Raw genomic sequence first — 17,228 nt, forward strand, 5'->3', positions numbered from 1 at the left:
TCAGGGCGTCGGCGCGCGCTACAGCCGCAGACGCAATTCAGAAGGAGGACCTGCCATGCCCAACAAGATCGACGACAGCATCTCGGTGGCGCCGCAGATCCGGCCCGAGGACGTGCCGGCACTTGCGGCGGCGGGATTCGTGCACATCATCAACAACCGCCCCGAGGGCGAGGAGTTCGGCCAGCCGACCGGCGCGCAGATCGCCGAGGCCGCCGAGGCGGCGGGGCTCGGCTATACCGAGATCCCGGTGACGCCGGGCGGTTTCTCGATGGCGCAGGTCGAGGCGATGGCCGAGGCGTTGGGCTCGGTGGACGGGCCGGTGCTGGCATACTGCCGCTCGGGCACCCGCTCGTGCAACCTCTGGGCGCTGGCCAGCGCCTACAAGGGCCGCGCGCCGGAGGAACTGGTCGCGAAGGGCGCGGGCGCGGGGTACGACCTTTCCGGCATTCGGCCGGCGCTGGCGCAGCTGGCCGGGAAGTAAGCCTTCCACTCTATCGTTCCCCTCTCGCAAGCGGGAGGGGAACGCTTGCTGCAAGCGGCGGACCTCGGCGAACCCCGCACATAAAAAATGGGCTGGTGGTTGCCCACCAGCCCAGTCGTCCGCAGGAGGAACCTCGGTGGGGCGCCGCGGCAGGAGAGGATCCCGCGGCGCCCGAACTTGTCAGTAGTTGTAGGCGCGCTCGCCATGCTCGTTGATGTCGAGCCCTTCGACTTCCACTTCCTTGGAGGGGCGGATGCCGATGGTGAGCTTCAGGCCGTAGAACAGGATGGCGGAGACGCCGCCCGACCAGACCAGCGTCAGCAGCACCGCCTCGAGCTGGGTGACCAGCTGGGTAGCCATGTCGTAGCTGGGCGCGGCAACCGCCGGGAACTTGGTGTAGTCGATCACGCCCTGGCCGCCGAGCTTCGGATCGGCGACGATCGCGGTGCCGAGCGCACCCAGGATACCGCCGATGCAGTGCACGCCGAACACGTCGAGCGAGTCGTCATACTTCAGCTTGTTCTTCACCGTGGTGACGAAGAAGAAGCAGACCGGCGACACGACCAGGCCGAGCACGATCGAGGTCATCGGCGCGGCATAGCCCGAGGCCGGGGTGATCGCGACGAGGCCGGCGACCGCGCCGGTAACGCCACCCAGCAGCGACGGCTTCTTGTGCACGACCTGCTCGATCACCGCCCAGCTGACCGCTGCCGCGGCGGTGGCGACGAAGGTGTTGATAAAGGCCACTGCGGTGACGCCGTTCGATTCGAGGTTGGAACCGGCGTTGAAGCCGAACCAGCCCACCCACAGCAGCGAGGCGCCGATCATGGTCATGGTCAGCGAGTGCGGCGGCATCGGCTCGCTCTTGAAGCCCACGCGCTTGCCGATCACGAGGCAGCCGACCAGGCCGGCAATGCCCGCATTGATGTGGACGACGGTGCCGCCGGCGAAGTCGAGCGCGCCCTTGCCCCACAGGAAGCCATAGTCGGTCGGCGTGTCGACCAGGAAGTCCGGGCCCGCCCAGTACCAGACCATGTGCGCGATCGGGAAATAGACGATCGTCATCCACAGCACCGTGAAGATGATGAGGGGCGTGAACTTCACGCGCTCGGCAAAGGCACCGACGATCAGCGCCGGCGTGATGCAGGCGAAGGTCATCTGGAAGCAGACGAACGCGAATTCAGGGATGTAGACGTTGTTCGAGAAGGTCGCGGCATAGGTGCTGCCGCTGACCCCGATCAGGAACGCCTTGGAGAAACCGCCGAAGAACTGGTTGGCGCCACCACTGGTGAACGCCATCGAATAGCCCCAGGTGCACCACACCAGCGATGCGACCGAGACGATCATGAACACCTGCATCAGCACCGAGAGCATGTTCTTGGTGCGCACCAGGCCGCCATAGAACAGCGCCAGCGCCGGCACCGACATCAGCAGCACCAGCGCCGAGGAGATCAGCATCCAGGCGGTGTCGCCCTTGTTCACCATCGTCGCCTGCTGGGCGACGGTGGGCGCCTTGATCAGTGCCGGGGACTGTGCCCAGGCGGGCATCGCCGCGACGACCGCGGCCGCTCCGAGCGCGAGCCCGGCGGTCTTCCATCCTTGCTTCATTGCTACCCCCTTGCTCACAGCGCCGTCTCGTCGGTCTCGCCGGTGCGGATGCGCACGGCCTGGCCCATGTCGAGGACGAAGATCTTGCCGTCACCGATCGCCCCGGTCGCTGCCGCGGCCTGGATCGCCTCGACGGCACGGTCGGCAAGATCGCTGCCCACGGCGACCTCGATCTTGATCTTCGGCACCATGTTCGTGCTGTACTCGGCGCCGCGATAAATCTCGGTCTGGCCCTTCTGGCGGCCGAACCCCTTCACTTCGGTCACGGTCATGCCCGTCACCCCGACAGCGGTGAGCGCCTCGCGCACCTCGTCGAGCTTGAAGGGTTTGATGATGGCGATGATGAGCTTCATTTCGCCCCCTCTGGCGGTTGTCCCGGGAGCTATTCCTGCAAACGACGTGCCAAATGGAACGCACAGCGCAGCTGCGCGTTTGCCGCCGCCAAATATTACGAAGTGGTGAATTTTGCGCCGCTGCGCTGCCCAAAAAACGGGCAGGGGCTCATTGCAGCGTTGCGCTGTCCTCGCCGTGCCGGCCAAAGAACTGCATCAGCTGGACGATCAGCTCGGCGCGGTCGGCCAGCGAGGGCGCTTCGAGCAGCGCCTGCTTCGAGGCGGCGTCGAATGGCGCGATCTGGGCGATGCCGTTGACCAGCGATTCATCGTCGAGCCGCGTCACCGCCTCCCAATCGACCATGTAGCCCAGGCCATCGGCGAAGCGCCGCGACTCCATCTCGATCGAGGCGCGGGCTGCGAGCGACAGTTGTTCGGACTCACCGGCCGCTTCCAGCGTCGCCTCGACCTGGCGGAACGGTGTGCCCACTTCCAGCTCGCGAACGATGGTGAAGCGCGTCAGGCCTTCGAGCACGATGTTGAAGCGGCCATCGTCGAGCGCCTCCACATCGGCGATCCGGCCGACACAGCCGATATCGAACAGCGTCGGCGGATCGCGGTCGTCGCGCGGCTGGACCATGCCGATGCGACGATCCCGCGCGAGGGCCTCGGAGACCATCGCGCGGTAGCGCGGCTCGAAGATGTGGAGCGGCAGGTGCATGCGCGGGAAGAGCAGCGCACCTGCCAGAGGAAACACCGAGAGCCGCGTCGTCTTCATCCGAACAGGATCTGCGACAGCTTGCGCCGCTGGGCCGCGACCCAGGGGTCTTCGAGACCCACCACTTCGAACAGCTTGAGCAGCCGCTGGCGGGCGGCCCCCTCGTTCCACGCGCGATCGTCGCGCACCATGGCGAGCAGCGTCTCGGCGGCGCCTTCGCGATCGCCCGCCGCCATCTGGCCGCCGGCGAGTTCGTAGCGCGCATCCATGTCCTCGGGATTCGCGGCAGCGCGCGCGGCGAGGCCGGCGAGATCGCCGACCGGCTGCGCTTCGCGGGCGAGGCTCAGCGCGGCGCGGGCACGCTCGACCTCGGGCGCCTTGGCGGCGTCGCCCGGGATCGCGTCGAGCGCGGCCTGGGCCTCGTCATGGCGGCCCAGCGCGGTCAGCGCCCGGACGCGGCCGGCGGCGACCACCGCATGGTCGGGTGCGATCTCGGCGATCTGGTCGAAGATCGACAGCGCACGCTCGGCATCGCCGTCGGCCAGCACCTGCTCGCCCATCGCGATCAGCGGCTCAAGCTCGGCTTCTGCCTCGGCTTCCTCGCCGCTGATCGGCAGCTGGCGCAGAATCTGGTCGAGCATCGTGCGCAGCTGCGATTCGGTGCGCGCGCTGGTCAGGTCGGCGACCAGCTGGCCCTGGAACATCGCATAGACCGTGGGGATCGAGCGGACCTGGAATTGGCTGGCGATGAAGTTGTTCTTGTCGACGTCGATCTTGGCCAGCATCACGCCCTTGGGGGCATATTCGTCGGTGACCTTTTCGATCACCGGGCCCAGCGCCTTGCACGGCCCGCACCATTCGGCCCAGAAATCGATGATGACGAGCTTCGACATCGACGGCTCGACGACGTCCTTGCGGAAGGCGTCTACCGCCTGTTTGTCGGCGGGGCTCAAACCAAGCGTGGCCAAAATGCGCTCCTTCAGGCGAACTGCGGGTGCCGGCGCCTCTGACGGGCGCGCGGGCGGGTCGTCCCCTATTTGGGCGTTCGAGGCCGAACCGCCAAGTCTTTTCCAAAAAGTGCAAAAGGGGGGTTGCGCACTGCAAAAGCCGCTGTTAGTTGGCCCGCCTCACCCGCCGAGAGCGCTTCGAAACGCTCCCGGCCACAACGCCAGAGCGGGCGTAGCTCAGGGGTAGAGCACAACCTTGCCAAGGTTGGGGTCGAGGGTTCGAATCCCTTCGCCCGCTCCAGCGTTTCCGGCGATCACGCCGTTCCGCTGCCATCACGATATTGTGGCTTCCCGACATGGATCGGCAGGCATTGGCTGCTACAGGCCCCCTCCGGCTATTCGGAGACATCGCATGCATTCCCTACCTATCGCGCTGATACTGGCCACGCTGGTGACCGGCGCCGACGAGCGGCCGCAGCCCTCGGTGTGGCGCAACCCCAGCAACAGCGTGCATGTCCGCGCCGAGCCCTGTGGCGCCGACAGCATGTGCGCAACGGTGATCTGGGCCAGCGACAAGGCCAAGGCCGATGCCCAGCGGGGCGGCACCAAGCAGCTGATCGGCACGCAATTGTTCCAGAATTTCAAGATCGTGCGCGCAGGCCTGTGGAAGGGCACGGTGTTCGTGCCGGATATCAATCAGCGTTTCAGCGGCACCGTGACCGTGGTCGATGAAAACACCATCGTCGGCAAGGGCTGCGCGCTGCTCGGCGCGGTGTGCAAGGCGCAGACCTGGACGCGCGTGCGGCCCTGACCGACTCAGGGCATCAGCCGCTTTCGCCCTTCCGACAGATGCCAGCGCATCGCCAGCGCCGCGCCGTCCGCATCCTGCGCGCGGATCGCCTCGACGACGGTTTCGTGCTCGCGCACCATCGCCGCGATTGGCTCGGCCTCGCGCAACCGGGCGATGTCGACCCCGGCGCGCATGATTCGCATGGTCTCCTCGTGGAGATGCTCGAACGCCTTTTCGAAGGCGGGATTGGCGGTGGCGCGGAAGATCGCGCGGTGCAGCCGCCAATCTTCGTCATGCGCAGGATCGCTCGAGAGCAGGGCCTTGCGGAGATCAGCCATCGCCGATTCGATCTCCGCCATCTGCTCGGGCGAGCGTCGGCGCGCTGCCAGTCGTGCGGCTTCCGATTCGAGCGCGAATCGCACCTCATAGGTGCCGAGCGTCGCCGAAAGCTCGTCGAACGCCATATGTGCGCCCAGTCGCAGCGACGGGCGGCGCATCACATAGGAGCCGGCGCCACGGCGCGCTTCGGTGATGCCGTCGGCAGCCAAGCGGACCAGCGCCTCGCGCACCACCGTGCGCGACATGCCGAAGCTCTCGGCCAGGCGCGATTCGGACGGCAGGCGATCGCCAATGCTGAGGCCGTCCAGAATGATTTCGACGATGCGCGAATAGGCCTGGTCGGCAAGGCGCTGGTCGGTGGCGGGGCTGAGGTTTCGCGACATCGCCGCCCAAGATACTAAGGCCATGGAAAATGGCGAGTCGCGCCATCGTCTTAGGAGCTGCCGATGTCCGATTCCTTCGCCCCCATCCGCGTCGGCATCGGCGGCTGGACCTTCGAGCCGTGGCGCGGCACCTTCTATCCCGACAAGCTGCCGCAGAAGCGCGAGCTGGAATATGCAGCGGCCGCGCTCACCGCGATCGAGATCAACGGCACCTATTATTCCACCTTCAAGCCCGCCAGCTTCGCCGGCTGGGCGGCGGCGGCGCCCGAGGGTTTCGTCTATACGGTGAAGGGCTCGCGCTTCGTCACCAACCGCAAGGTGCTGGCCGAGGCGGGCGAATCGATCGCGCGGTTCTGCGGGCAGGGGCTGACCGAACTGGGCGACAAGCTCGGGCCGATCTTCTGGCAGTTCATGGCGACCAAGAAGTTCGACGCGGCGGATTTCGGCGCGTTCCTGCAACTGCTGCCGGCCGAGCAGGACGGCGTAAAGCTGCGCCACGCGGTGCAGGTGCGGCACGAAAGCTTTCAGACGCCCGAATTCGTCGCGCTGTGCCGAGCGGCCGGCGTCGGAATCGTCTTCGCCGACTCGCCGCAATATCCCGGGCTCGCTGATGTCAGCGGCGACTTCGTCTATGCGCGGCTCGAAGCAGGCGAGGACGACAATCCCTTTTGCTACCCCGAGGCCGAGTTGCCGCGCTGGGTGGACGCCGCCAAGACCTGGGCGGCGGGGGGCCAGCCCGAGGGGCTGCCGACCTTCGCGCCGGAGCCCGCGCCGGTGCAGCCGCGCGAGACCTTCGTCTTCTTCATCCATGGGGGTAAGGTTCGCGCACCGGCAGGTGCCCAGGAGCTCATCCGCAGGCTCGGCTGAACGGCGAACCCTTTGCGCCGGCGCTTCGTTGATCGCGTGCAACCCCGAGGAGGCCCAGCATGATTCACGATCCCGAACCGCAGCAGCCGCAGGACGACGAAGCCGAAGCGATGGAAGAGGCCCAGAAGGACGCCGCCGAGGAGCGCGAGGAAGAAGGCGGCTATCAATAAGGTCGGCGGCGCGGCGGCGGAAATGCGCGGCGCCGCCGCTCCGACATTGGGATTTTTCCGGGGGCGTTCAAGGTCTAGCCAAGCCGCCGAGTAATTGATAATCACTCGCAGCATGAACGCTCCCGCCGCGATTCCCGTGCCCGTACGCCTTGCCCAGCTGCATCGCCATGCCCCCGGTACCGTGGCCGGAGTCGATTGGGACCGTTTGGCGGAGCCCGAGGCGCGACGTCTCCGCGAACTCGGCCTCGACGAGGGCGTGGAGGTGGAACTGCTCCATCGCTCGGGCCTGTTCGGCGGCCCCCTCGCTTGTCGGATCGGCCGGATGACCGTGGCGCTCCGCCGCCATGTCGCCGCCGCGATTCACGTGATGCCGCTGGCCAGGCACGCATGAACACCACGCCGTTGGTTGCGCTGGTCGGCAATCCCAATGCCGGCAAGAGCGCGCTGTTCAATGCACTCACCGGCGCGCGGCAGAAGGTGGGCAATTATCCCGGCGTCACGGTCGAGCGCCATTCCGGCCGCATGGCGCTTCCCGACGGCCGCCCGATCGAGCTGGTCGACCTGCCCGGCGCCTACAGCCTCGATCCCGGAAGCCCCGACGAACAGGTGACGCGCGACGTGCTGCTCGGCCGCCAGCAGGGCGAGCGGCTGCCCGACGCGATCCTCACCGTCGTCGATGCCTCCAATCTCGACAATCATTTGCGGTTCACGCTCCAGCTGATCGAGCTGGGCCTGCCGATCGTCGTCGCGCTCAACATGGTCGACCTCGCCGAGCGGGACGGGCTGAAGCTCGATCCGGAAGCGCTGGAGCGCGAGCTCGGCGTGCCGGTCGTCTCCACCGTCGCGGTGCGCCGCCGCGGGCTCGATGCGCTCAAGGAGCGGATGGGAGAGATGGTCAAGGGCGTGACCAGGATCCGTCCCTCCGCGGGGGTGCAGCACGACATTGTGGTGCTCCAGCGTCGCGCCCGCCAGATCGCCACCGCCGTCACCGTTTCGGAAACCGCCGCGCGGCGCTGGACGCACCGGCTCGACGCGCTGTTCCTCCATCCGGTCGCCGGGCCGATCATCCTGCTCGGCACGATGTTCCTGATGTTCCAGGCGGTGTTCGCCTGGTCGGAGGTGCCGAAGGGCTTCATCGAAGATGGGATGAAGTGGCTCGGGTCCGAGATCGGCGCCGCGCTGCCGGAGGGCGTGTTCCGCTCGCTGATCGTCGACGGGGTGATCGCCGGCGTCGGCGCGGTCGTGGTGTTCCTGCCGCAGATCCTGATCCTGTTCGCCTTCATCCTGGTGCTGGAGGCGACCGGCTATATGGTCCGCGCCGCCTTCCTGATGGACCGGGTGATGGCGAGCGTGGGGCTGTCGGGCCGTGCCTTCATCCCGCTGCTCTCCAGCTTCGCCTGCGCGGTGCCGGGGATCATGGCGACGCGCACCATCGCCGACGAGAAGGACCGGCTGACCACGATCCTGATCGCGCCGCTGATGACCTGTTCGGCGCGGCTGCCGGTCTACACGATCATCATCGGCGCGCTGATCCCCAACAAGGCCGTGCTGCCGGGCATGGGGCTGCAGGGCCTGGTGCTGTTCGCGCTCTATATCCTCGGCATTCTCGGCGCGTTCGTCGTCGCGCTGGTGCTGCGGCGGACGGTGACCAGGGGCGCGACCTCCGGCTTCATGATGGAGATGCCGAAATACCAGTGGCCGAGCGCGCGCGACGTGCTGCTCGGGCTCTGGCAGCGCGCGCTGATCTTCCTCAAGCGCGCCGGCACGATCATCCTCTACACCACGGTGATCCTGTGGGCGCTGTTGAGCTTCCCCAAGCCGCCTGAGGGCAGCGGCATCTCGCAGGTCGATTATTCGATCGCCGGGCGGATCGGCAGCGGGCTGGAGAAGATCGTGGCACCCATCGGCTTCAACCGCGACATGGCGCTGGCGGTGATCCCGGCAATGGCGGCGCGCGAAGTCGCGGTGGCGGCGATCGGCACCGTCTATGCGATCGACAATGCCGATGACGACTCGGGCAAGGCTTCGATCCAGCAGCAGCTCCAGAAGCATTGGAGCCTGCCGAGCGCGCTCGCGTTTCTGATGTGGTTCGTGTTCGCGCCGCAGTGCATCTCGACGATCGCGGTCACCCGGCGCGAGACCAATGGCTGGAAATGGCCAGCGTTCATGATCGGCTATCTGTTCGCGCTCGCCTATGTCGCGGCGGGGCTCACCTATTGGAGCGCGGTCGGCCTGGGATTGTGAGCATGTCTTCCCCGGCTGCGACAGCGCCGGGGAACGCGGATTTGCCACGCGCCCTCGGGGAATCCCGAGTGTGTCGCGGATTTCCGCCGCGACACTTCTTGCCGCGGCATCGGACAACAGCTTCCGTCGTCTTGGTTTGGTCATAATCGCTGTCGGCGCGGAGGCGACGCTGCACCGATTCTGTCCGCTTTTCTGAACGGGATCATGCACATGACTTGTCGCGGCGCGTGATTGGGCGGGATGGGCGGCCACACGGTGCGGCAGGGATTCCCTGTCGGTGGCGCCGGTGCTTCTCCGCGGCATCGCGGGAAGGCTCCCGGCAATTGCATCGCGGGCGCGAAAACGGCAGAGGCAGGGGACTATGAGCAACGTCACCCCCGAACTCCGCGCAGCCGCGCTCGTCTCCAAGGCCTGGCCCTATGAAGAGGCGCGCAAGCTGCTCAAGCGCTATCCGCAGATCGCAGAGGGTGGCGCGCCGGAGAAAGGCCATGTGCTGTTCGAGACCGGCTATGGTCCCTCGGGGCTCCCGCATATCGGCACGTTCAACGAAGTGCTGCGCACCACCATGGTCCGCCGCGCCTTCGAGAGCCTGTGCGATGTGCCCACCCGCCTGATCGCGTTCAGCGACGACATGGACGGCCTGCGCAAGGTGCCGGACAATGTGCCCAATCAGGAGATGCTGCGCGAACATCTCGGCAAGCCGCTGACCCAGGTGCCCGATCCGTTCGAGAAGTATGAGAGCTTCGCGCACCACAACAATGCGCGGCTGCGCGAATTCCTCGACCAGTTCGGCTTCGAGTACGAGTTCGCTTCGTCGACCGACTATTATACCGGCGGCCGCTTCGACGACGCGCTGCGGAAGGTGCTGCGCCACTATTCCGGCATCATGGACGTGATGCTGCCGACCCTCCGCGCCGAGCGCCAGGCGACCTATTCGCCGGTGCTGCCGATCAGCCCCAATTCGGGCATCGTGCTGCAGGTGCCGGTCGAGGTGGTCGATGCCGAGGCCGGCCTGATCGCCTTCGAGGATGCAGGCGAGCGGATCGTGCAGAGCGTGCTCGGCGGCAAGGCGAAGCTCCAGTGGAAGGTCGACTGGGCGATGCGCTGGGTTGCGCTTGACGTCGATTACGAGATGGCGGGCAAGGACCTGATCGACTCGGTCACCCAGTCGGGCAAGATCGCCCGCGTGCTGGGCGGCCGCCCGCCCGAGGGGTTCAACTACGAGATGTTCCTCGACGAGAAGGGCGAGAAAATCTCCAAGTCCAAGGGCAACGGCCTCAGCCTCGAACAATGGCTGACCTATGGCCCCGAGGAGAGCATCGCTTTCTACGCCTATCGCGAGCCCAAAAAGGCCAAGCAGCTGCACCTGGGCGTGATCCCGCGCGCGATCGACGAGTACTGGCAGTTCCGCGGCAACTATGCCGGCCAAGCGGTCGAGCAGCGGCTGGGCAACCCGGTCCACCATATCCACAATGGCGAGCCGCCGGCGGAGACGCTGCCGGTCACCTTCGGGCTGCTGCTCAACCTGGTCGGCGTGATGGGGGAGGCGACCAAGGAGCAGGTCTGGGGCTATCTTACGAATTATGTCCCGGACGCGAACCCGGAAACCTATCCGGCGCTCGACCGTCTGATCGGCTATGCGCTTGCCTATGCCCGCGATTTCGTCGCCCCGACGCTCAACAAGCGTGCGCCGGTGGGCGTGGAGATCGAGGCGTTGCAGCGACTCGACGCCGAACTCGCCGCGCTGCCCGCCGACGCCACCGCCGAAGCGATCCAGGACCAGGTGTACGAGATCGGCAAGACCGGCGGGTTCGAGAACCTCCGCGACTGGTTCAAGGCGCTGTACGAGACGCTGCTCGGCTCCGAACAGGGGCCGCGCATGGGCAGCTTCATCGCACTGTACGGCATCGCGAACAGCCGCAAGCTGATTGCCGAGGCGCTGGCGAAGGTGGCGTAAGGGGCGGGGGAGAACGTCGATCGCGTTCTCCACGCCAACAGGGAGAAGAGCATGCGACGCCGAATCCGCCATATCCGTTCGGCGACGCGCGCTTTCCTTCATGGCGAGGCGGCGGGCGGCATCTTCCTGATCGCTGCCGCCGCGCTGGCGATGCTGGCGGCGAACCTGCCGGGCATCTCCGATACCTATTTCCACACGCTGCACCTGGAGACTGGCCCGGTGATCGCGCCGCTGCACGGGCCGATGACGGTCCACCTGTGGATCAACGATGGGCTGATGGCGGTGTTCTTCCTGCTCGTCGGGCTGGAGATCAAGCGCGAGTTCGTCGACGGGCGGCTGGCGAGCTGGGACCGCCGCCGCCTGCCGGTGATTGCCGCCGCCGCAGGTATGGCCCTCCCCGCGCTCGTCTATCTGCTGATCGCCGGCCGCACGCCGGGCGTGACCAGCGGCTGGGCAATCCCCGCCGCGACCGACATCGCCTTCGCGATCGGGGTGCTGGCGATCCTCGGCAGCCGTGCGCCCGCCGCGCTCAAGCTGTTCCTGACGACGGTGGCGATCGTCGACGATATGGGCGCGGTGGCGATCATCGCGGTGGCGTACACCGCGCATATCGACGTGGTCGCGCTCGCGGGCGCCGCCGTGGTGCTGGGCGTGATGATCGCCTGCAACCGCTTCGGCGTGCGCCACCTCGCCGTGTACCTCGCATTGGCGCTGGTGCTGTGGGTGCTGGTGTTCCAGTCGGGCGTGCACGCGACCATCGCGGGGGTGGCCGCGGCGATGACGATCCCGCTGGTCAAGTCCCCGGCCGCGCCCGACGCCGTGGACTCGCCGCTCCACCGGCTGGAGCATGCGCTGCACCCCTGGTCGGCGTTCCTGATCGTGCCGCTATTCGGCTTCGCCAATGCCGGTGTTTCGTTCGAGGGGCTGTCGCCTTCGATCCTGCTCGAGCCGCTGCCGCTCGGCATCGCCGCGGGGCTGTTCCTCGGCAAGCAGCTCGGCATCTTCGGCAGCATCTGGCTGGCGGTGAAGACCGGCATCGCCAAGCGCCCGGGCAATGCCGGATGGCGGCAGATCTACGGCGTGTCGCTGCTCGCCGGCATCGGCTTCACGATGAGCCTGTTCATCGGCGGCCTCGCCTTTCCCGGCAATGAACTGCTCGTCGACGAGGTGAAGCTAGGCGTGCTGCTCGGCTCGATCGTGTCGGCGGTGGCGGGTTACGCGGTCCTGCGGTCTGCCAGCACCGCCACCCCCAAGATCGCCAACCCGCCCAGCGCCAGCAGCGCACCGACCCAGCCGGTCGACGTCCAGCCGTAACCGGCGGCGATCGCCAGGCCACCCAGCCAGGGGCCGAGCGCATTGGCGGTGTTGAACGCCGAATGGTTGAGCGCAGCGGCCAGCGCCTGCGCCTCGCCCGCCACGTCCATCAGCCGGGTCTGCAGCACCGGTCCCAGCGCGCCGGCAAAGCCGATCGCGAACACGTCGAGCGCCACCAGCGGCAGCGAGTGCGCCGCGAGCGGATAGAGCGACAGCGCGATGGCGCTGGCGATCAGCAGCGCCGCGCCGGTCGGCATCAGCGCGCGATCGGCGAAGCGCGGCACGACGATGTTGCCCCCGATCATCCCCAGCCCGAAGATCGCCAGCACCAGCGGCACGCCCCAGGGCGGGGTGCCGGTGACGTGCATCAGCGTCGAGGCGACATAGGTGTAGACGCAGAACAGCCCGCCGAACCCGATCGCGCTCACCCCCAGCGTCAGCCAGACCTGCCCGTTCGCCAGCGCCCGGAGCTCCCGCAGGGGACTCGCGCCCTGCTCGGGGCGATCCTGCGGCGCCAGCCACAGCACCAGCAGCACGGTGATCAGTGCGAGCACCGCCACGATCGCGAAGCCCCAGCGCCAGCCTACCGCCTGGCCCAGCCAGTTCGCTGCCGGCACGCCGAGCACGGTGGCGACGGACAGGCCCAGCATGATCCGTCCCACGGCCTGCGAGCGCTGGTCGTACGGCACCAGCGACGCCGCGACCAGCGAGGCGATCCCGAAATAGGCGCCGTGCGGCAGGCCGCTGAGGAAGCGGAACAGCAGCATCCAGTGATAGGTGGGCGCCAGCGCGCTGGCCGCGTTGAACAGTGCGAAGCTCGCCATCAGCGCGATCAGCAGCGTCCGCCGCGACCATTTCGCCGCCGCGACCGCCAGCAAGGGGGCGCCGACCACGACGCCCAGCGCATAGGCGCTGATCACATGGCCGGCGGTCGGCTCGTCGATGCCGAGGCCCCTGGAGAAATAGGGCACGAGGCTCATCGTCGCGAATTCGGTGGTGCCGATCGCGAACCCGCCCATGGCGAGCGCGAAGTGGACCAGACCCGGCGCGCGGGTGGCGGAGCGTTGAACGGGTGCGTGCACGGCTCGCAAATGGGTTTGCTGCAGTGCAGCGTCAATCTAGAAACCGTGCAACCGCAACTGCTTTGCGCGCAATCAAGGACAGGCGGAGAATCGCGCGACCCAGCCCCGCCGTCGCAGCACCAGCCGGTAATAGAGCGCGGACACCAGCAGCTGCGCAAGGGTGGCGAGCAGCGCGGGCCGCCCTTCCTCCGGATCGAGCCAGTTGAGCCCGGCGATCGCCGCCAGCACCAGCAGCGTCACCATCGCAGCCAGCGGGTGCAGCGGCATGCGATAGGGGCCATGCGCGGTGCTGCCCCGATGCCGCCCGGCGATCGCCGCCAGCGCGAGCCCGGCATAGATCGCGATCAGCCCCGTGCCGCTCAGCACCAGCAGCAGCCGCAGCGGCAGGAAACAGGCGGCGACGCCGATCGCCCCCGAAGCGAGCGTCGCCCGCGCCGGTGATCCGAAGTGCGGATGGATCGCCCCGAGCCAGGCGTCGAGCGGCCGGCCCCAGCTGCCGTCGCGGGCGGTCGCGTAGAAGAATCGTCCATTGGCCAAGATGCAGGCGATCACCGCATTGACGATCGCGACGACGATGCCGCTCGCGACCCACAGGTTGAGCGCCGACCCGCCGCGCATCCGCACGAAGGCGCCGAACGGATCCTCGGCGGACAGGAACGCCGCAAGATCGGGTGTGGCGACCAGCGCCGCGACGATCGGCACGGCTTCCAGCAGCAGCGCGCCGGCCAGCGCCAGCAGGATCGCGCGGGCGATGCGCTGCGGTGCGCCGTGCATCTCCTCGCCGAAATATACCGCCGCGCCATAGCCGTTGAGCGCGAAGATCGCGACCGAGGTGGCCAGCCCGATATTCGCGGCGCTCGCCGGCACCAGCCCGCCGGCACCGGGCGCCACCGGATGCAGCAGCAACGGCAGCACGTCGCGCACCGGTGCCGCCAGGCCCAGCGCCAGGATCACCAACACCGCCGCCACTTCGGCGGCGAGGAAGGCGCCGGTCAGCAGCGCGTTGAAGCGGATGTTGAGCACGCCGATCATCGTCGAGGCCAGCAGCACACCCACGGCGACCGGCACCGCCGGCAGCCCCGGCAGCACCGTCGAGGCGACCGAGGCAATGCCTAGCGCGGCCACCGGTGGGAAGAGCAGGTTGTTGCAGGCGTTGACGCCCAGCATCATGAAGCCCGCCGCCGGCCCCAGCGTCTGCCCGACCATCACATATTCGCCCCCCGCCACGGGAAAGGCGGAGGACAGCTCGGCATAGATCAGCGCGGTGGCGAGGCACACTACGCCTGCAATGGCGAGCGCCAGCAGCGTGCCCGTGCCCGCGATCTGCAGGCTGCCGGGTACGATCACGAACAGCGACGATGCTGGCGTGGTGATCGACAGGGTGAGAAACAGCACGCCTGCGGTGCCCAGGCTGCGGTCCAGCGTTGCGCTCGATTTCGGCATCGGGCTCCCCCCAAGGTGCGGGCAGCGTGGGGGAGCAACGCGCAGGCGTCAATCGCACCGGCTTGCCCTGCCTGTGCGAATCGCTAGGTTGCGCGCGTGGCTTCTCCCACCCCTTCGGCCGGCGACGGCGCGCGCGCCCGGCTCGTCCAGGCGCTTGCTGCCGTTGCGAATGGCGACCGCAAGGCGCTCAAAACCGTCTATGATCTGACGGCGGCGAAGCTGATGGGCGTTTGCCTGCGTATCTGCCAGGACCGCGAGGCCGCAGAGGATGTGATGCAAGACGTGTATCTGAAGGTGTGGGACAGGGCAGGGCGCTTCGATGCGTCGCGCGCCAGCCCGATCACCTGGCTGTGCACGATCGCCCGCAACACCGCGATCGACTGGCGCCGTGCGCGCGGGCTGGGCGAGACCGCGCCGGTCGAGGCGGCTTTCGAATTGCCCGATGGCAGCCCCTCGGCAGAGGCACTGCTCGAAGCCGGCGAGCTGCAGGCACGGATCTTCGACTGTCTCGAGGCGCTGGAGGAAAAGCCGCGCGGGGCGATCCGCGCCGCGTTCTTCCACGGCCGCACCTATCCCGAACTCGCCGCCGCCGCGGCGGTGCCGCTCGGCACGATGAAGAGCTGGATCCGGCGCGGATTGCTCCAGCTCCGGGGGTGCCTTGGCGATGGCTGAGTCGCTGCGTCCCGAAGAGGAAGAGATCGCGCTCGCCGCCGAGCTGGCGCTGGGGCTGCTGGAGGGCGAGGACCTCGCCGCCGCGCGCCGCCGCCAGCTGGCCGATCCCGCCTTCGCGGCGGCGGTCGAACGCTGGGCGCTCGATTTGGCCCCGCTGGCGCTCGGCGGCGTGGATGTGCCGGCACCGGCCGGCCTGTGGGCCCGCATCGAGGCGCGGCTCCCCGGTGAAGACCATGCGGCGGTCGTGGCGCTGCGCCGCTGGCGGGCGACGGCGATCGCGACCAGCGCGGCAGCCGCGGTGCTGCTCGCCATCCTGCTGCTGCGCCCGGTGCCCGAGCCGGTCGTCCTGCCCCAGGCGCCGGCGCTGGTGGCGCAGATTACCGGCACCGCCGGCGCGACCTTCGCGGCGCGCTACGACGCCGATCAGGGGCTGCTCCATGTCCGCACCGACGAGATGCCGGCCAGCCGCCGCGCGCCAGAGCTTTGGGTGATTCCCGCCGGTGGCAAGCCCGTCTCGCTGGGCCTGGTCGCGCGCCAGGGCGCCCTCGACGTCGCGGTGGCGCCGGCGCATCGCGCGCTGCTCGCCAGGGGAGCGACGCTCGCCGTGACGATGGAAGAACCTGCGACAGCGCCGCATGCCGGCCCGAGCGGTCCGCCGGTCGCGGCAGGAAAGATCACGATTATTTAACCCTCGCTGCATCCGGCGCGCGCGCCGCCCCGTAGCTCCGGCGCATCTCCGCAAAGAGGGGTGCGTAGCAAGAGGAAGCTAGAAGATGCGCAAGACCCGTCTCGCCTCGGTCACCGGAATCGTCGGTGCCGCGCTGCTCGCCACCGGCGCGGTTGCCGCCGTGCAGAAGTTCCCGATGGTCGGCGGTGCCGCCATGTATCCGACCAAGAATATCGTCCAGAATGCGGTGAACTCGAAGGATCACACCACGCTGGTCGCCGCCGTGAAGGCTGCCGGTCTGGTGGAAACGCTGTCGGGCCCCGGCCCCTTCACCGTCTTCGCACCGACCAACGCCGCCTTCGCCAAGCTCCCCGCCGGCACTGTCGACACGCTGGTGAAGCCCGAGAACAAGGCGACGCTCACCAAAATCCTCACCTATCATGTCGTCGCGGGCAAGATGAGCGCGGCGCAGATCGCGGCCAACGCCAAGGCGCATGGCGGCAAGGCGACGCTCACCACCGTCGAAGGTGAGCCGATCACGATCATGAAGGGCCCGAACGGCGGCTGGTGGATCCAGGACGCCAAGGGCGGCAAGGCCAAGATCACCATCGCCGACGTGAACCAGTCGAACGGCGTGATTCACGTGATCGACAGCGTCCTCATGCCCTGACGCCGTCGAGGGCCTCGCGCGCTCCCCCTTGGGCGAGGCCCGGCCCGCCGGCGACCTTCCTTGCCGGCGGGCCTACGCATGTTCCCCTCCCGCTTGCGGGAGGGGTTAGGGGAGGGTGCGAGCTGGGAGCGGGCGGCTCGCTCAAGGGGCGGATCTGCCTTTACAGCTTGCATCGCCGCGGCATTTCTTCACCGGCGCAGCCCGAGTCCCGCACACACCCTCCCCCAGCCCCTCCCGCAGGCGGGAGGGGGGCATTGGGCGCCAAACGAAAAGGAGCGGCCCACCGGATGGTAGACCGCCCCTTTCGATGTTCAGCCGCAGCTCAGAGCTTTTCGGTCAGCTCCGGCACCAGCGTGAACAGGTCGCCGACCAGGCCGATATCCGCCACCTGGAAGATGGGGGCGTCCTCGTCCTTGTTGATCGCGACGATCGTCTTCGAATCCTTCATGCCGGCAAGGTGCTGGATCGCCCCCGAGATGCCGACCGCGACATAGACCATCGGCGCCACGATCTTGCCGGTCTGGCCGACCTGATAGTCGTTGGG

Annotated in this window: 18 protein-coding genes and 1 tRNA gene; 11 read left to right on the forward strand and 8 right to left on the reverse strand. The window is 68.0% G+C overall.

What is annotated here, in order from left to right:
- Positions 1–55 precede the first annotated feature (55 nt).
- A complete protein-coding gene (locus SAZ01S_RS11880; protein WP_084582473.1) occupies positions 56–481 on the forward strand; it encodes a protein tyrosine phosphatase family protein in 426 nt (141 codons plus the stop codon).
- A gap of 180 nt (positions 482–661) precedes the next feature.
- Here SAZ01S_RS11880 and SAZ01S_RS11885 read toward each other — a convergent pair whose 3' ends face one another.
- The 4 genes from SAZ01S_RS11885 to SAZ01S_RS11900 all read right to left on the reverse strand — a co-directional run bounded on the left by SAZ01S_RS11885 (position 662) and on the right by SAZ01S_RS11900 (position 4,092).
- Entirely contained in the window at positions 662–2,089 is a 1,428-nt protein-coding gene (locus SAZ01S_RS11885) for an ammonium transporter (protein WP_084582474.1), read from the reverse strand.
- Between the two features lie 14 nt (positions 2,090–2,103).
- The gene (locus tag SAZ01S_RS11890) at positions 2,104–2,442 is read right to left on the reverse strand and encodes a P-II family nitrogen regulator (RefSeq protein WP_084582475.1); all 339 of its coding nucleotides are present in this window, start codon (positions 2,440–2,442) and stop codon (positions 2,104–2,106) included.
- Between the two features lie 148 nt (positions 2,443–2,590).
- Positions 2,591–3,199: an LON peptidase substrate-binding domain-containing protein gene (locus SAZ01S_RS11895; RefSeq protein WP_084582476.1), complete on the reverse strand. Its 609-nt coding sequence runs from the start codon at positions 3,197–3,199 to the stop codon at positions 2,591–2,593.
- On the reverse strand, positions 3,196–4,092 hold the full coding sequence (locus SAZ01S_RS11900) for a tetratricopeptide repeat protein (RefSeq protein ID WP_084582477.1): 897 nt from the start codon (positions 4,090–4,092) through the stop codon (positions 3,196–3,198). Before SAZ01S_RS11900 ends, SAZ01S_RS11895 begins: the two co-directional genes overlap by 4 nt.
- A gap of 220 nt (positions 4,093–4,312) precedes the next feature.
- On the opposite strand from SAZ01S_RS11900, the gene SAZ01S_RS11905 reads away from it, so the two are divergent.
- Both SAZ01S_RS11905 and SAZ01S_RS11910 read left to right on the forward strand, forming a co-directional pair.
- Positions 4,313–4,387, forward strand: a tRNA-Gly gene (locus tag SAZ01S_RS11905).
- Between the two features lie 111 nt (positions 4,388–4,498).
- A complete protein-coding gene (locus tag SAZ01S_RS11910; protein ID WP_084582478.1) occupies positions 4,499–4,897 on the forward strand; it encodes a DUF2147 domain-containing protein in 399 nt (132 codons plus the stop codon).
- A 5-nt stretch (positions 4,898–4,902) separates the two neighbouring features.
- On the opposite strand, the gene SAZ01S_RS11915 is transcribed toward SAZ01S_RS11910, so the two are convergent.
- Complete coding sequence (locus SAZ01S_RS11915) at positions 4,903–5,598, reverse strand: FadR/GntR family transcriptional regulator (protein WP_084582479.1); 696 nt, start codon at positions 5,596–5,598, stop codon at positions 4,903–4,905.
- A gap of 63 nt (positions 5,599–5,661) precedes the next feature.
- Between SAZ01S_RS11915 and SAZ01S_RS11920 the strand changes: the two genes are divergently transcribed.
- From SAZ01S_RS11920 to nhaA, 5 genes are all read left to right on the forward strand, one after another.
- Positions 5,662–6,465, forward strand: a complete 804-nt coding sequence (locus SAZ01S_RS11920) for a DUF72 domain-containing protein (protein WP_084582480.1) — start codon at positions 5,662–5,664, stop codon at positions 6,463–6,465.
- Positions 6,466–6,747: 282 nt separating this feature from the next.
- On the forward strand, positions 6,748–7,026 hold the full coding sequence (locus tag SAZ01S_RS11925) for a FeoA family protein (protein WP_084582481.1): 279 nt from the start codon (positions 6,748–6,750) through the stop codon (positions 7,024–7,026).
- Positions 7,023–8,879 (forward strand): ferrous iron transporter B, encoded by a 1,857-nt coding sequence (gene feoB / locus SAZ01S_RS11930; protein ID WP_084582482.1) that lies wholly within the window; start codon positions 7,023–7,025, stop codon positions 8,877–8,879. Before SAZ01S_RS11925 ends, feoB begins: the two co-directional genes overlap by 4 nt.
- 361 nt (positions 8,880–9,240) lie before the next feature.
- Entirely contained in the window at positions 9,241–10,836 is a 1,596-nt protein-coding gene (locus SAZ01S_RS11935; RefSeq protein WP_084582483.1) for a lysine--tRNA ligase, read from the forward strand.
- A gap of 51 nt (positions 10,837–10,887) precedes the next feature.
- A complete protein-coding gene (gene nhaA / locus SAZ01S_RS11940) occupies positions 10,888–12,150 on the forward strand; it encodes a Na+/H+ antiporter NhaA (RefSeq protein ID WP_084582484.1) in 1,263 nt (420 codons plus the stop codon).
- Here nhaA and SAZ01S_RS11945 read toward each other — a convergent pair.
- Together SAZ01S_RS11945 and SAZ01S_RS11950 are read right to left on the reverse strand one after the other, a co-directional pair.
- A complete protein-coding gene (locus SAZ01S_RS11945; protein ID WP_084582485.1) occupies positions 12,051–13,169 on the reverse strand; it encodes an MFS transporter in 1,119 nt (372 codons plus the stop codon). The genes nhaA and SAZ01S_RS11945 overlap by 100 nt on opposite strands.
- Before the next feature lie 135 nt (positions 13,170–13,304).
- The gene (locus SAZ01S_RS11950) at positions 13,305–14,675 is read right to left on the reverse strand and encodes an APC family permease (protein ID WP_084582486.1); all 1,371 of its coding nucleotides are present in this window, start codon (positions 14,673–14,675) and stop codon (positions 13,305–13,307) included.
- 96 nt (positions 14,676–14,771) lie between these two features.
- Between SAZ01S_RS11950 and SAZ01S_RS11955 the strand changes: the two genes are divergently transcribed.
- The 3 genes from SAZ01S_RS11955 (at position 14,772) to SAZ01S_RS11965 (ending at position 16,684) form a co-directional block, all read left to right on the forward strand.
- Entirely contained in the window at positions 14,772–15,347 is a 576-nt protein-coding gene (locus SAZ01S_RS11955; protein ID WP_084582487.1) for a sigma-70 family RNA polymerase sigma factor, read from the forward strand.
- Complete coding sequence (locus tag SAZ01S_RS11960; protein WP_084582488.1) at positions 15,340–16,035, forward strand: anti-sigma factor; 696 nt, start codon at positions 15,340–15,342, stop codon at positions 16,033–16,035. The genes SAZ01S_RS11955 and SAZ01S_RS11960 overlap by 8 nt, the downstream gene beginning before the upstream one ends.
- An 85-nt stretch (positions 16,036–16,120) precedes the next feature.
- Positions 16,121–16,684 carry a fasciclin domain-containing protein gene (locus SAZ01S_RS11965; protein WP_084582489.1) on the forward strand — a complete coding sequence of 188 codons (564 nt, stop codon included), beginning with the start codon at positions 16,121–16,123 and terminating at the stop codon, positions 16,682–16,684.
- A 322-nt stretch (positions 16,685–17,006) separates the two neighbouring features.
- Here the strand turns inward: SAZ01S_RS11965 and SAZ01S_RS11970 are convergent.
- Positions 17,007–17,228, reverse strand: a 222-nt coding sequence (locus SAZ01S_RS11970; RefSeq protein ID WP_218018069.1) for an electron transfer flavoprotein subunit alpha/FixB family protein, incomplete at its 5' end; no start/stop codon positions are given.

This window comes from Sphingomonas azotifigens NBRC 15497, from assembly GCF_002091475.1.
In the GTDB taxonomy this organism is placed as follows: domain Bacteria; phylum Pseudomonadota; class Alphaproteobacteria; order Sphingomonadales; family Sphingomonadaceae; genus Sphingomonas; species Sphingomonas azotifigens.